Annotated in this window: 11 protein-coding genes and 1 pseudogene; 11 read left to right on the top strand and 1 reads right to left on the bottom strand. The window is 48.0% G+C overall.

From position 1 onward, the window contains the following. The first annotated feature begins 127 nt into the window (after positions 1–127). The 7 genes from V4U84_RS17490 to V4U84_RS17520 are packed head-to-tail and all read left to right on the top strand — an operon-like array spanning position 128 to position 6,686. A complete protein-coding gene (locus V4U84_RS17490; protein WP_334077614.1) occupies positions 128–1,312 on the top strand; it encodes an acyl-CoA dehydrogenase family protein in 1,185 nt (394 codons plus the stop codon). Beyond that, complete coding sequence (locus V4U84_RS17495) at positions 1,305–2,267, top strand: methionine ABC transporter ATP-binding protein (RefSeq protein ID WP_334077615.1); 963 nt, start codon at positions 1,305–1,307, stop codon at positions 2,265–2,267. The genes V4U84_RS17490 and V4U84_RS17495 overlap by 8 nt, the downstream gene beginning before the upstream one ends. Position 2,268: 1 nt before the next feature. Then, entirely contained in the window at positions 2,269–2,931 is a 663-nt protein-coding gene (locus V4U84_RS17500; protein WP_334077616.1) for a methionine ABC transporter permease, read from the top strand. 41 nt (positions 2,932–2,972) lie between these two features. Continuing rightward, complete coding sequence (locus V4U84_RS17505; RefSeq protein ID WP_334077617.1) at positions 2,973–3,842, top strand: MetQ/NlpA family ABC transporter substrate-binding protein; 870 nt, start codon at positions 2,973–2,975, stop codon at positions 3,840–3,842. 47 nt (positions 3,843–3,889) lie between these two features. Then, on the top strand, positions 3,890–4,249 hold the full coding sequence (locus V4U84_RS17510; protein ID WP_213507219.1) for a tautomerase family protein: 360 nt from the start codon (positions 3,890–3,892) through the stop codon (positions 4,247–4,249). A 17-nt stretch (positions 4,250–4,266) separates the two neighbouring features. After that, positions 4,267–5,271, top strand: coding sequence for an aldo/keto reductase (locus V4U84_RS17515; protein ID WP_334074113.1), 1,005 nt, complete (start codon positions 4,267–4,269; stop codon positions 5,269–5,271). Next, a complete protein-coding gene (locus V4U84_RS17520) occupies positions 5,268–6,686 on the top strand; it encodes a Sapep family Mn(2+)-dependent dipeptidase (RefSeq protein ID WP_334074114.1) in 1,419 nt (472 codons plus the stop codon). Before V4U84_RS17515 ends, V4U84_RS17520 begins: the two co-directional genes overlap by 4 nt. 119 nt (positions 6,687–6,805) lie before the next feature. On the opposite strand, the gene V4U84_RS17525 is transcribed toward V4U84_RS17520, so the two are convergent. Next, positions 6,806–7,354 (bottom strand): hypothetical protein, encoded by a 549-nt coding sequence (locus V4U84_RS17525; protein WP_334074115.1) that lies wholly within the window; start codon positions 7,352–7,354, stop codon positions 6,806–6,808. 208 nt (positions 7,355–7,562) lie between these two features. On the opposite strand from V4U84_RS17525, the gene V4U84_RS17530 reads away from it, so the two are divergent. The 4 genes and pseudogenes from V4U84_RS17530 to V4U84_RS17545 all read left to right on the top strand — a co-directional run bounded on the left by V4U84_RS17530 (position 7,563) and on the right by V4U84_RS17545 (position 14,526). After that, positions 7,563–10,991: an AAA domain-containing protein gene (locus V4U84_RS17530; protein WP_334074116.1), complete on the top strand. Its 3,429-nt coding sequence runs from the start codon at positions 7,563–7,565 to the stop codon at positions 10,989–10,991. An 82-nt stretch (positions 10,992–11,073) separates the two neighbouring features. Next, complete coding sequence (locus V4U84_RS17535) at positions 11,074–12,012, top strand: 5'-nucleotidase (protein WP_334074361.1); 939 nt, start codon at positions 11,074–11,076, stop codon at positions 12,010–12,012. A gap of 103 nt (positions 12,013–12,115) precedes the next feature. After that, a pseudogene (locus tag V4U84_RS17540) lies at positions 12,116–12,410 on the top strand (RtcB family protein); the annotation flags it as partial. A gap of 436 nt (positions 12,411–12,846) precedes the next feature. After that, positions 12,847–14,526, top strand: a complete 1,680-nt coding sequence (locus V4U84_RS17545) for a competence protein CoiA family protein (protein ID WP_334074117.1) — start codon at positions 12,847–12,849, stop codon at positions 14,524–14,526. Positions 14,527–14,535: the final 9 nt, after the last annotated feature.

The following is a 14,535-nucleotide window of genomic DNA, read 5'->3' on the forward strand; positions in this document are numbered from 1 at the left end:
TATAAGAATAATATAAATAAGTCACATTTGGACAATGCGTGAATCGCTTTTGGACATTCAATTTCGGAATCCCGGCTGTTATAGTTTTAAAAAAAGTTCAACCAACGCATATAAGGGGGTGCAGCCAATGCCGTTAGAACGGCAGCAACTGGGAATCACAGACAAACAGCAGGAATGGCTTGCCCGATTGGATGCCATATTGGAACAGCACGCGGCGGGGACCGAAAAGGCGGATGCCGAAAACGACTTGAATTACGGGCTGATCTCCGATTTGAAGAGAATCGGTTACCCGGCCTTGGCGGTGCCGTCCGATTTTGGGGGCGGGGGCATTTCTTTGACCGATTTCCTCGCGTTCCAGGAGCGCATCGCGCAAGCGGATGGCGCTACAGCACTGGCGATCGGTTGGCATATGAGCACCGTGCTGCAGTTGGGAGCCGTTCGCCCCTGGAGGGCAGCGGATTTTGAAGCGCTGTGCGGGGAAATCCTTGCCAGCGGCGCTTTGATCAACCGGGCCGACTCGGAAGGGGCAACCGGAAGCCCTTCGCGCGGCGGAGTTCCGCAAACTACGGCAGAGCGCACGCCGGACGGATATACCATTACCGGGACGAAGCGGTTTACTTCGCTTTCGCCCGTTCTGGATTATTTCATCGTCTCGGCCTTCGAGCCGGAAACGGGAGGAGTATCCGATTTTCTGATCCCGAAAGGGACGCAGGGATTGTCCATTGACCGAACCTGGAATACGGTCGGCATGAGGGGGACGGGCAGTCACGATTTGGTGCTGCGGGATGTGAACGTGCCGTTTGCCGCGAAGGTCATTGAAAGGAACCATTCCAGGGTGTTCCAGCCTAATCCGTACATTTTGTTTATTCCGGCGGTTTACCTGGGGATTGCCGAAGCGGCACGAGATGAAGCCGTGCGGTTTGCCCGAAGCTATCAGCCGAACAGCTTGAAGCATCCGATCGCCAGTCTTCCGAATATTCAGCAAACGTTGGGGCAGATCGAGCTGGAGATTTTGTCGGCCAGACACTTTTTATATTCGGTCGCCAGGCAATACGAGAATCAGGAGTTTGATTCCGTACAGGGGTGGGACGGTGATTTTGGCGCCGCCAAAATATTGGTGGTCCAGAACACGCTGTCGGTCGTTGACAAAGCGATGCGGATCGTCGGCATCCACGGCTTGTCGTTATCGCATCCGCTGCAACGGATGTACCGCGACGTCCGGTTCGGGCTTCATAATCCGCCGATGGAGGACGCGGTTCTAAGACAACTCGCCGTTCGGGTACTCGAAGGCAAGGGGAATGTCCATGATTGAAATTAAAAATCTATCCAAAACGTATGACGGAAAGCCGCCGGTGCTTCAAGGCATCCAACTCCGGATTGAAACCGGAGATATTTACGGCCTGGTCGGCATCAGCGGGGCCGGTAAGTCCACTCTGCTGCGGTGTATCAACGGCCTTGAGGGGTTTGACTCCGGCTCGGTGACGGTCGACGGCACCGATATTCAAGCGTTGAACAAGAAGCAACTACGGCTGCTTCGAAGCCAGATCGGCATGGTCTTTCAACAATTCAGCTTGCTGGAGCGAAAGACCGTGTATGAAAATATACGGTTTCCGGTCAAATGCCTGCACTATAAAGTCAAAGACTTGGACCAAAAAATTCGCGAGGTCCTGGAATTGGTGGAGCTTTCGGATAAGATCCACGCGCTTCCGCGAAGTTTGAGCGGAGGGCAGAAGCAAAGGGTAGCGATTGCGCGCGCTTTGATCACGAATCCGAAAATTCTGCTATGCGACGAGGCTACCTCCGCGCTGGATCCGAACATCACGCAGTCGATTTTGGCCTTATTGCGAAAAATCAATCAGGAGCTCGGCATTACGATCGTCGTCGTTACGCACCAGATGTCCGTTGTGAAGCAGATCTGTAACCGAATGGGGGTACTGAGTGAAGGAAAGCTGAAGGTGGCTGGCGACGTGCAGGATATATTCCTGAACAAACGGGACATGCTGGATGATTTTATGGGCGAAGAGAGCAACGGCAGCCGCCCGGAGCGGCAAACCCATCTGGAAATCATTCAGCGGGTTGGCGAAAACGAGGATATCCTCTCGGATCTTGCGATTCAGTCGGGAGTGAAATTTGAGGTGGTTTGGGGAGGCCTCAACAAGTACCGCGATACGGTAGCCGGATCATTTACGATCCGGGTCAGCGATGAAGACTTCCCTGTCGTCGAGCGGCACCTGCACAATCGCGGCGTGGAATGGAGGAAGATATAGGATGTATGAGTATGACTGGCAGACCATGCTGATGAAAATCATATTGCCGGGCCTGCGCGAAACGATCTTCATGCTGGTGGGTTCGTTCGCCGCCAGCGTCATTTTCGGATTTCTTCTGTCGCTGGTCTTGATCACGACCGATCCGAAAGGACTTCGCCCGAACCGGGTCATTTATGAGACGATCAGCGTCGTGATCAACGTCCTGCGCTCCATTCCGTTCGTCATTCTTATCATCGCCATCATCCCTCTGACGCGTCTGATCTGCGGTACGTCGATCGGGATCGGGCCCGCTATTTTTTCCATTGCCGTAGCGGGGTCGCCCTTGATCGCCAGATTGCTTGAAAACTGCTTCAAGGAAATCAATCCAAGTTTGGTCGAGGCCGCGAAATCGTTCGGGGCTTCGGACTGGCAGATTACGTACCATGTGATCGTGAAGGAGTCCATTCCGCTTGTCGTCTCGCAAATGACGTTTGCCGTCGTTTCGATCCTGGGATTTACGGCGATCGCCGGAACGGTCGGATCGGGCGGATTGGGGGCAGTCGCGTTAACCTACGGCTACCAAAACTTCAACGATCAGATCATGTACAGCACCTTGTTGATTCTGATTCTGATCGTCGAAATTTTGCAAATTTCAGGAAATGTACTCTATAAGAAAATCAAATGAATGGATCTCCCACTACAACCCGAAGGAAAGGAATCGACCCGATGAAAAAACATACAACGATTATTCTGCTTGTCACAGCTTTGATATGGAGCGCTGTTCTGGCCGGCTGCTCCAGCAGCAGCACGAAGAACGCGGCGGCGTCTTCTCCCGGTGAAGCTTCCTCCGGCCAGGAATCGAATAAGCCGGATCACAAGAAAATCGTCATTGGCCTCCTTGCGCGCGAGCAGCCGGATGTTCAATTTGTGGCCGACAAGCTGAAGGCGGAGGGGTATGACATCGAAACAAAGGTATTCAACGACAACATCGCCCTGAATACGGCTACCGAGGATGGCAGCCTGGACGCCAACTTTTTTCAGAACAAGCCTTACTTGAAAAGCTTCAACGAGAGCAAAAACACGCACCTGGCGGCGTATGGCCCGGAAATCTTCACTACGCCTGTCCTGTTCGTCTCGAAGAAATATAAATCCATCGATGAGCTTCCTGAGGGAGCCAAGGTAGGTATCGCCAACGACTCGGTGAACCGGGCAAGGGAACTGCAATTGCTTGATGCCAATGGGCTCATCAAATTGAAAGAGGGCGTCGACCTGCCGACCCTGCTGGACATTGAGGAGAATCCGAAAAAGCTGAATTTTGTGGAAACGGACCCTCGAAACCGCGTCGGTATTTTCCCGGACTTGGATGCGATGACGGCGCCTTCGATTACGGTCTATCAAATGAACGATCCGGAAGTGGTGAAGTTGTTCGAGGAAACGAAGGAAGTCTACAGCAATTACGGCGGCGTTGTTTTTGTCGTGAAAGAAGGATATGAGAATACGGAGTGGCTGGACAAAACGATTGCCCTCATGACGTCGCAAGAATACGCCGACTGGCTGCTGGAAACCTATCACGGGGTGAAGAAACCGCTGAACTAACAGACGTGCGAGCATCATCCAACAATAACACTTAGGAGGAATATAAAATGGCAACTGTAATTGGCGTTTCCAATACGGAATTGGCGGGAGAGCAGCTGGAACAATTTATCGAGGTGATCGGCAAGGCGGTAACCACTTCGCTGGGGCTCCCGGATCATTTGAAGAGCGTGTCGCTTCATCAGCTTCCCAAAGCCTACGCTACGAAAAGGTCCTACGAGGAAATCACCTTCTTCGTGTATACGGCTCCCAAACCGGTCGAAGCGAAGCGGGCGCTGGTCCAAAACATTCAGGCGGCGGCGGACGCGTTTTTTTCGGGGAGTTCTTATACGACGATCGTCATCGTTAAAGAACATGCTGACGAAAACGTCGGCGTGGGCGGTGTTCTCCGATTGGACAAGCAGGCTTAAGGAAGGGGGCGTTTCGATTGGAATATAGGGAGATTGGGCGTTCCGGCATCAAGGCTTCCGCGGTCACTTTGGGAGCATGGGGGATAGGCGGAGGTTTTCAGTTTCCGGATACCGACGATAACGAGTCGATCCGCACGATACACGCCGCGCTGGACGCGGGAGTCAATATTATCGATACGGCGCCCGTATACGGTTTCGGGCATAGCGAGGAAGTTGTAGGCAAAGCGATTCAGGGAAGACGCGACCGGACCATCCTCTCGACCAAATGCGGGTTATGGTGGGGCGATGAGGAAGGAAGTTATCGTTTTACTTGGGACGGTCACCGGGTAAAACGCAATCTCAGTCCCCGCACCATCCGCGTGGAGGTGGAAGAGAGTTTAAGACGGCTGAATACCGACTATATCGATATCTATTATACGCATAATCCGGCGGTCGAGCCGTTCCTGACGCCAATCGAAGAAACGATTGGGGTCTTGACGGATTTGAAAAAGGAAGGCAAGATCCGGGCGATCGGGGCTTCCAACTGCGAGCCGCATCATATCAACAGCTATCTGGAGCTCGGTGAAATCTCCATGGTACAGCGGCGTTATCACATGCTGTCGCGTGAAGTGGAGGCGGAAATCCTGCCGCTTTGCCAAGCCAACGGCATCGGCTTTCACGCCTATTCCCCGCTGGCCAATGGGCTGCTTACAGGGAAATACGACAGGAATTATAAGGCGCCGGAGGGCAGCTCCCGCGCAGGCGATCCCTTGTGGGGACCGGAACTGTACCCCGCCGTGTTGGAATTTGTGGACGGTTTGGAGGATATCGTCACGGGGCTGAATTGCAGCCGTACCAGCCTGGCGGTCGCCTATTTGCTGGCCAAAGGGGAACATATTAACGTCATTTTCGGAGCCCGCAAAGAAAGTCATCTGCAAGACAATCTTCGCGGTGCCGAGCTCAAGCTGTCCGGCGAACTCGTGACGGAAATCGACCGCCGCATCGACGCCTTCTACGCTCGTGCACAGGGGATCGCAAGATGACCGGGCCTCATGAAGTCGTTACCGACGCCCTCGTGGACGAGTGGATTCTTGCTCATCAGGCGGAGATGCTGGAAGCGATGAAACGTTTGGTGCGCATCCGTAGTGTGGGGGAAGGCTTCTTCCCCGAACAAGCCCATCCGTTCGGCGAAGGCTGTGCGCAGGCGGTGGATCTGACGCGCGAACTGATCACGCTGGCCGGCCTTCAGGCCAAAGAGCATGACTATTACGGCATTTCCGCGGTTTATCCGGGGGTTAGCGAGCGTACGATCAGTTTTTTCTCCCATCTCGACGTTGTGCCGGAAGGCAGCGGCTGGTCTTTTGACCCCTATGATCCGTTCGTAAAGGATGGATACCTGTTCGGCCGAGGCGCTGCGGACAATAAAGGAGCCGTGATCGGCGTGCTTTATGTCTTGAAATTTCTGCGCGACCATAACCTCCGGTTGAACCATACGATAACCGCGTTTTTGGGGTGCAACGAAGAGTCCGGCATGCGCGATGTCGAGCATTATTTGCGGTCGGATACGCCTTCCTTTTCGGTGGTGTCCGATGGTTTCTTCCCGCTGGGGAACGGGGAAAAAGGCATATTGATCGCGGACTTTGTCGCGGATGTATCCGGCAGCAATTTGCTGTCGTTCACGGCCGGCGAATTATCGAATGTCGTTCCCCATTCGGCTTCGGCGGTCATCCAGGGCTTCCCGGCTTTGGAGGTGCAGGCCGCGCTCGGCGATGACTTTGCGGTCACGGAATCCACGGACGGACTTTTAGTCCGGACGGAGGGCATAGGAGGGCATGCGGCTTTTCCGGAAGGGACGATCAACCCGATTCCCAAGCTGGCGCGGGCGCTGCTGGAATGCGGATTGTTGACGGGAAAAGCCAGGACGGCGGCCGCCTTTATCGCCTCCGCCTTTGCCGACTATTACGGCCACGGACTTCATGTGGATGCCGAGGACGAAGTATCGGGGAAAACGACGCATACGACAGGCCTTGTCCGCTTAACGGCGGGCAAACTGGTCGTCAACGTCAACCTCCGGTATCCGGTGTCGGCCAATGCTCAGACGTTGATCGATCGTATGCGGGAGAAAGGGGCGGCGTATGGATTTTCGTTAGCGAATATCGAGGATAACCCGCCTTTCTATATTCCCGAAACGGACCCGATCGTCCGCAGCCTCGCCGATTTGGCCAATCAACGGCTGAAGACCGACCTGCCGACCTATGTCATGGGAGGAGCCACGCACGCGCGCAAACTCCCCCATGCCGTCTCGTTCGGCCCTAGCCGCTCCGATATCGGGAATCCCTTCCCCGCCGGAAGAGGGAGGCCCCATCAGCCGGATGAAGCCCTGCGGTTGCAGGATATTTGGGACGGTATCAAGATCTATATCCATGCCGTGCTTTTGTTGGATAAGATGGTCGATTGAATGAAGAGAGCCCTTTCCGCGCGGTTGGGTAACCGGTGGGAAGGGCTTTTTTTGCTGATGGGGAGGAAGTAGTGGGCCTCATGTTGGGAACAAGCAGGAATACAATGAAAGTTCAGGCATCATTCCAATACAACCGTTCGGTCACCATTTAAGGTGTGGAAAATAACCGTAGTTTCATTAACCCAAGTAGGACTTTTAACATTAAGCACTTTAAGATCACCCTTCTCCCGAGAATCCCGAATCATGATTTCAAAATCCATACCATCCAGTTTCTTGACGATCAACCCCATGAAAGAGCTTTTGTAAAATTCATAAAAATAGGTGGTTTCCCCTAAAGTAGCCGATCGGTGAGCAATCGTAAGCGTTTCTCGGCCTAGTGGGGAACGAATAGAATCGTGCTGCCAAGACACTACAGAATTCAAGATGAAAATCCAAACGAAATATATACCCAGCACAAAAGCAAGGATGGAAGGCAAAATATACATCCACCACTTACCGAAACGAAGGGCAATATACATTAAAAAGCCTACATTTAATAGCAGCGGAATAAAATACCCCGTTCCTTTAAATAAAATGACCTCATAATTATGGGAATGCACCAAATATAAAAGAAAATCGCATACTACTAAAAATACAGCGGCAATCAACAGGTAGTAATTTTTCCTCATAAGTTGGCGTTCCCTTTAGAAGCAGTCCTAGAATACCCCATCCCATAGTCTCCTATTCTCCATGGAGGAAATATTATACATTGAATATAACGTGCTCCGATTCGAGGATTGTCTGTCGATCATACAAATCAGGAAGGATTTTCCTAGATCATGTCGAACCCTAACCTTAAGATACAGATTTTTAGACATGGAAAGGTGTTAGGCAACTATGATCAACGTGTTGAAGTATTGGAAGAGCAGCTTAGCCGACGCGGATCAGTTAGATCCTGATTTTAAAAAGATGAAGCCTGGGGGCTATCTCATTCGATATGATGCGATTGAACAAGGGGTTATCCCCTTGGACATCGTGCAGCAGTTTGTTTCCAAAATGAAGGATAAGAAGAAAACCAACTTTGATGTGATGCTGTGTCCCACTGTTACTTTTGTGAAAAAGCAACATGGAAGTCAGATCAATTATAAATTGCCGGAAGTGATAGCTCCGTTGTGGATTCCGGCTATGCTGGACATATCCGGGAGTTTGAAGCCTCATCCGAGATTTACGCCGTGGATCTGCAGGGACTATCTGGAGCCCGTTGAAACGGATGTTTTGCCGCTGGGTACCATTGATCAAGTTGATCAATATCTTTCGGAACATTCAGTAAATCGGGAGTGCTGGAATGAATATTTCGGCTTTGCGCTTGAGTTATTTAAAAACGTTACGGGACAACCCCCTTTGGAATGGGTGCATGATCAGTATCAGTTATCGGACGAAAGCTATCTTTTTTCGAATGAGCTTGTTACCGGAACATCTAAGAACGTGCGGGATCTCTATGATTATATTAAAAGGGATCAAATTCAATCCCCCTTGCTATCAACGATCACGAGTATTGAAGGAAAATCACCGTTACTATCACTGCCGGATACGGAATCGGAGAAGTTAACCGCCAACCATTATGGTCAGATGAGCAATCAGTTTAGTTTATCCCCTTCCCAGCGCCAAGCCATGCATCATGCGACTCTATTACAAGACGGCGATTTGCTGGCGGTAAACGGTCCGCCCGGAACAGGGAAAACCACACTTCTGCAGAGTATTGTCGCTACTTCCGTAGTCCGCCACGCCCTCTATAAAATGGATCCACCTATAATTGTGGTTTCCTCCACAAATAATAATGCGGTTACTAACGTCATCGGTAGCTTTGGAAAGGTGAATGAAGTAGGGGACAAACCCCTTGCGGGCAGATGGATTCCTGAAATTGCGAGTTACGGGGCTTACTTGAAATCCTCTTTCAAAAGTGAACAAGTGAACGCGAACTGTTTAACTGTTATGAATGGAAAAGGCGGTCCTAAGGGCTTTTTTGAGGAATATGAAACGAATGATTTTGTGGCTCAGGCTTCTCAATATTATTTGGAGAAGTGCTCTCGGTACTTGGCACAGGATATTCAAAGAGTCGAGGAAGCCATCGATTTATTGCATGGCAAGCTTGTTGAAAAATTATTGGAAATTCAGCATATCGTTAACACGCATGGGCTGTATCAAGAATTGGAACGCTCGATTCAGGAAAAGTATCCCGAAGGCATTCAAAATGCGATCCATGAACGTACCGAAAAGGTAAAACGAGCAGCGGAGGAACTAGCCGAACTAGAGACGCTGGGTATGGAGTGGAGAAAGTTTTTAATGGAAGAACCCTGGTGGGTTTCTTTGCTGCTTAAATTTCCTTTGGTGAAGAGCGTTTCGCTGCGTAAAAAGCAGCTAAGAGGCCAGTATTTCTGCTCAGTAAATCGGCTGCCGGAGTTGTCTGATGAAGACCACATTAATCAGTGGTTTAAAGATGGTCTTGAAAGATTGAACAGGGAGAGAGTGGAATCCGAGGAGCGATTGGGCGATATAAAGAAGGAACTGGCGGAATATTATTCTGCAAAAAATCAGTGGGACGAGCTTCTTTCCGGCCTTTCCATGGACAAAACCGAAAGTATTCTGGAATACCTGGACAAAACGGTCCGTTACGAGGCGTTTAAGCTTGCTGTACATTATTGGGAAGGTCAATGGCTGCTGGAAACAGAAAGAATGCTGTCGGACCCCGGCTATAAACGGAATAAGGGAAGACAGGGACGTTCTTTATTTTGGCGGAGATTGGCCAAGTTAACGCCTTGTTTTGTCACAACCTTATACATGCTCCCCGCTTTCTTCAGTGCATGGGAGGGAAAAACACTTCCGATGTATGAATATATCGACATGCTGATCATTGACGAGGCAGGTCAGGTAGTGCCCGAAGTTGCGGGAGCCTCTTTCGCATTGGCCAAAAAAGCGATCATTGTGGGGGATACGTTGCAGATTCAACCGGTCTGGAGTATTCCTACGGATGTCGATATTGGAAACTTGAACCGTTATGAACTCCAAACTCAATCGAACACCTTTGACTATCTTACGAACACCGGCATGTTGGCATCGTCCGGGTCCGTTATGGAAATGGCCAGAAGACAAACGAGATACTCCACCTCCGCGTCGGACGGGGGATTCTGGCTAACTGAACATCGGAGGTGTGTACCTGAGATCATCGAATATTGTAATGAATTGGCTTATCATGGAAAACTTGAACCAAAACGAAAATCCATAGAGGATTACTTTCTACCGCATATGGGATATGCTCATATTCCCGGCACTTCGGAGAAGAGAGGGGGAAGCATCGAAAATAGGCTCGAAGCCGAAGTCATTGTGAGTTGGATCGACCGGAACAAGGATAAACTTCTTGAATATTACTCCAAAGAAGGACTTATGCGGCTCGAAGATATCGTGGCGGTTGTGACCCCGTTTGCCCCACAAAAAAGATTACTCAAAAGTAAGCTGGAACAAGCCGGATTAAAAGGGGTTAAAGCGGGGACCGTGCATACTTTGCAAGGGGATGAGCGTCCGATCGTCATTTTTTCTCCCGTATACGACAGCAATCATGAATCGGATTATTATTTCGACCAAGGGGTCTATATGTTAAATGTTGCCGTCTCCCGAGCCAGAGATAGCTTTCTTGTTTTTGGGGATATGGGGATCTTTTCTTCAGGTACTTCCACACCTTCCGGCTTACTTGCGAAGTATTTATTCGCCAAGGAAGAAAACGAGATAAAGAATGTGGATTTAGGCGACTATTTTAAGACGCGTTATGGCGCCCCCGTCGAGCATATTCATCAACTGGAGGATCACAGACAAATTCTTAGAAATTGTATTCAATCGGCTAACAAAGAGATACACATCATCTCGCCCTTCCTGTCTTCCGCGGCCATTAAAGCCGATCAGCTCGAGGCAATGTTTGATGAAGCCGTGAAGCGAGGCGTGACGGTAACCGTATATACGGACGAAGCGCTGAATTATTTTAGGAAAGAGCTTAAAGTCAATTATGTTAAAGCAAAACAAATTTTGCAGGACCATGGGGTCCAGCTCTATTTAACTAAAAAAGTTCATAGTAAAGCGTTATGGGTAGACTCCAATGTGCTTATCGAAGGCTCGTTTAACTGGCTGTCTGCCGTGAGAGTTCCATCAAGTCAGTGGTGCCGATTCGAGACATCTCTGGTCTATCGTGGTCCGGAGGTTGGAAAGATGATTGGGAAGATCAGAGAGGATTTGGAGAAAAGAAAGTTGGCGGTGTTGGAACCTCATGTAAGCATCTAGAGAGATGCTTCTCGTGCCTTGTTTGCTTCATGTCAAAAGGTTCTATGATATACTATCCAAAACAACTCGCGTGGGGGATCATATGCCGTTTCCTATAGATGAAAAGTTTGTTGTCGCTGTTGCCTCAAGTGCTCTTTTTGACCTCGAGGAATCTGATAATGTTTTCAGGGAGAAAGGAGAGGAGGAGTACCGAAAATATCAGCATGAGCACGAACAAGTTGTATTGGAACCCGGGGTTGCTTTTCCGCTGATAAAGCGGCTATTAGCGATTAATAGCCAAGAGCCGAGTGAGCAGCCGGTCGAGGTAGTGCTGCTGTCAAGAAATGATCCGGATACTGGACTTCGTGTGTTTAAGTCAATTGAACACTATGGTCTTTCGATTTCTCGGGCTGCTTTTGTGGCAGGGTCCAATCCGTATGTTTATATGGAGGCCTTTAACGCCTCGCTGTTCCTTTCCGCTAATCCCAGTGATGTCAGAGAAGCTCTAAAAAATGGACTTCCTGCTGCACAGGTATTCCCAACTAAGTTTATCGATGACGATGATGAGATCGAATTGCGAATTGCTTTTGACTTTGATGGGATTATTGCCGATGATTCGTCAGAGAATATATTTCAACAACTTGGAATGCAGGGTTTCCATGAGAATGAGAAAAAAAGGGCCAATGAGGCGCTTCCGCCGGGCCCGTTAAATAAATTTATTAGAGAAGTTGCGCGATTACAGCAGCGGGAATGGGAGAAAAAACAAAACGACGCATCCTATATTCCCCGGATTAGAGTAGCCATTGCTACGGCTAGAAATGCACCGGCTCATGAACGTGTTGTAACTACCTTGAGGAGTTTGGGAATACGGGTTGATGATGCATTCTTCTTAGGAGGAATTGATAAAGGGAGAGTAATGAAGGTGTTCCGGCCCCATATCTTTTTTGATGACCAAGTCAGTCATATTGAGGGCGTATCAAGTATCTCGCCTTCCGCCCACGTGCCTTTTGGTGTTACAAATCTAAGGAACAGTAAAGACTGAGCGCTATTATGGCGCTCTTTTTTTGTTGGGTACATGAAGAGGTGGCGTCCCACGCTATTTTTAATACTGTTGTGTTGATGGAAGGAGATCCCTACTACATCACTATCACGGAGCGGGACGAATCATGAGCCGGACCCAAGCGGCCGGAAAAATGAACTGGAAAACACGCACCCGCAGCGGCGGCCAAATCACCACCGAACAGATGCTGGCGGCCGTCCGGGATTTCGGCGTGGAACTGCGCGGCGCGGGCACGGACGAGAGCCCTTTTGTGTACCAGTTGCTCCAGGAAGTGCTGAACGAGCAAGGGAAAACATGAGGTTATGCATGGGCTGAAACCGATTGGCGTTTGTATGGCCGGAGCGGATGAGTTTGATCCGTATAAGGATTCAGGTGATTGATACTTTAGCAATTTGGGATGAGATGGAGTAGTAGTAGTTTCATCGCACGGGCCTGTAAGAGGGGAATTAGAAGAAGGTTTATTGAATCGGCGTTATAGAGCACATCTTCCGTGTAACATATGTGACTTTGCCCATACCCTTGTCCCCAATTTCATAATGAAATATTAGGTGTGATAGATTTTGTGAAACTATCTCCCTATTCATTCTATATTCGCACTTGCTATAAGAGCATGAAAGTTCTCTACAATTGTGAGTCAATTTCTGAATTTCCTTGCAAATTATTCTGAACTGAGTAAACAAGAAGGTCATTATTTATTTCAATTATTTACTAAAAAAGTTTTGATTTATAAAGGATCATATAGTCATGTTGTGGAATAATATATAAGATAAGTCAATATGTCTCTTGTACTAATCTAATTTAGAAAGAGAGAAAAAAATGGACTGGGCTATTGATCCAATAACGAACGAAGAAATTAGTGCATATGATCAAAATATATCGAAGTATCACGGTTATCTTTGTCCCAGCTGTGAAGCTCCTGTTCAACTTCGAAAAGGTAAAAAACGTGTTTATTTTGCACATGCAATTGGTCAAGCTAATCCCGAGTGCGAAAAATATATGCCGGGTACTTATGCTGAAAAATTACTGTTAAAGGCAGTTCAACAGGAAGTGCTTTCGAGGACGCTAGGGTTATATATTCGAATATTCGAAGATACTGAACGATATTATTGGTGTTTAGAAATTGGTATACCTGAACCAGACAGAACTTATGGATGTTTAAAGGTGCCATATGAAAAGCAAGGGGAAAGGACTATTCCAATTAATCAAATAAAATCAGGCGGACTACGGATTGGAGTAAATCCTAAAGAATCAGCCTATAAGTTGATTGTTGATAACCTTACCGAGGGTGATTGGTACAATAGAGTTATTCAGCCTATTGAGGGTCTGTCTAATTTTACAGTTTTTAAATATTCCCCTCAAGGTGGGAGACGACTTCGCCAAAATCAGTCATTGTTTTGGGGAAAGACATATATAATTCTATGGAAAGTTGGAGCAGACCCCGGGTGGTATCCGAATGCAGAGGGATTAGTTATAAGATCTCTATACAAGCTGGACTCTTGGACCGGAATAATCATTAATCTTCCAATAAATTACAACAATGCTGTGCAGACGTGGGTAAGGCAGAGGTTGAAGAGAAAGGTAGAGTTTCCACCAACTGATATAACATTGGTTACTCCGGTACCCTTAACGAGACTACCAGATAATTCGCTAGTAATAGAACCTCAGAGTGATGTTCTAATTTCGGTGGTAGGCACGGCAAGTTCAAAGAAATGGAACGAAATATTTTTTCATTCTTCTAGTGAAAATAGAATAACGAGACATAGAGGTAATGGAGCAACTCCATATTTAATATCGTTAGGTCGATTAGAGAATGGGAAATTTAATATTTGGATTGACAATGAGTTTGAAAACGGAATTCAGCTTGCAGTTGCTTCTCACGAACCAAAAGTATCATTAGAAAGTCCTAGTATAAAATTTATTGGATATAAACATGACACTAACGAGTTGGTTTCTGTAAGTCTTCATAGTTCTAAAACGTATGAGTTCATTAAGAGTTGGTACTCGAAAAATATTATCCTGGAGAAGATAGACGTGCCAAGTCGTTTGAGCATAAATATCAGGTGGGGAGTTGCTGGTGAAAATAAAACATATGAAAGAGACTTAGTCGACAACAGTATGGGTCCAAGTGTTGCTGACCAACTTTGTGCGCTTTTAAATGATTTTTTATCAATGGATTTAACTCATTTAGTAATTGAGGCTACAGAATATGGAAGGGTTTGTGTGAATTTTAAGACCAAAGTTGATAAGAAAATAAATATGAGTGCTGATTGGCGAATGAGAGTAAAGTGGTTATTAGTACACTCAATGGGAAATGGATTCAGAAATATTCGGACTGCTCCATATTGGAATAATCAGTATCTTAATTATTTGTGTGCCTTGGACAAAACTCTGGTTATTAAGCTTTTAAACTCTTTAATTCCGGTCGAATTTTCTAGCCAATACATAACTATCATAAAGGAATTAAATAAGGCTGTTGAAGATAGAAGAAAGAATTAAGGAGGACCT

This window comes from Paenibacillus sanfengchensis, assembly GCF_036864765.1.
Taxonomy (GTDB): domain Bacteria; phylum Bacillota; class Bacilli; order Paenibacillales; family Paenibacillaceae; genus Fontibacillus; species Fontibacillus sanfengchensis.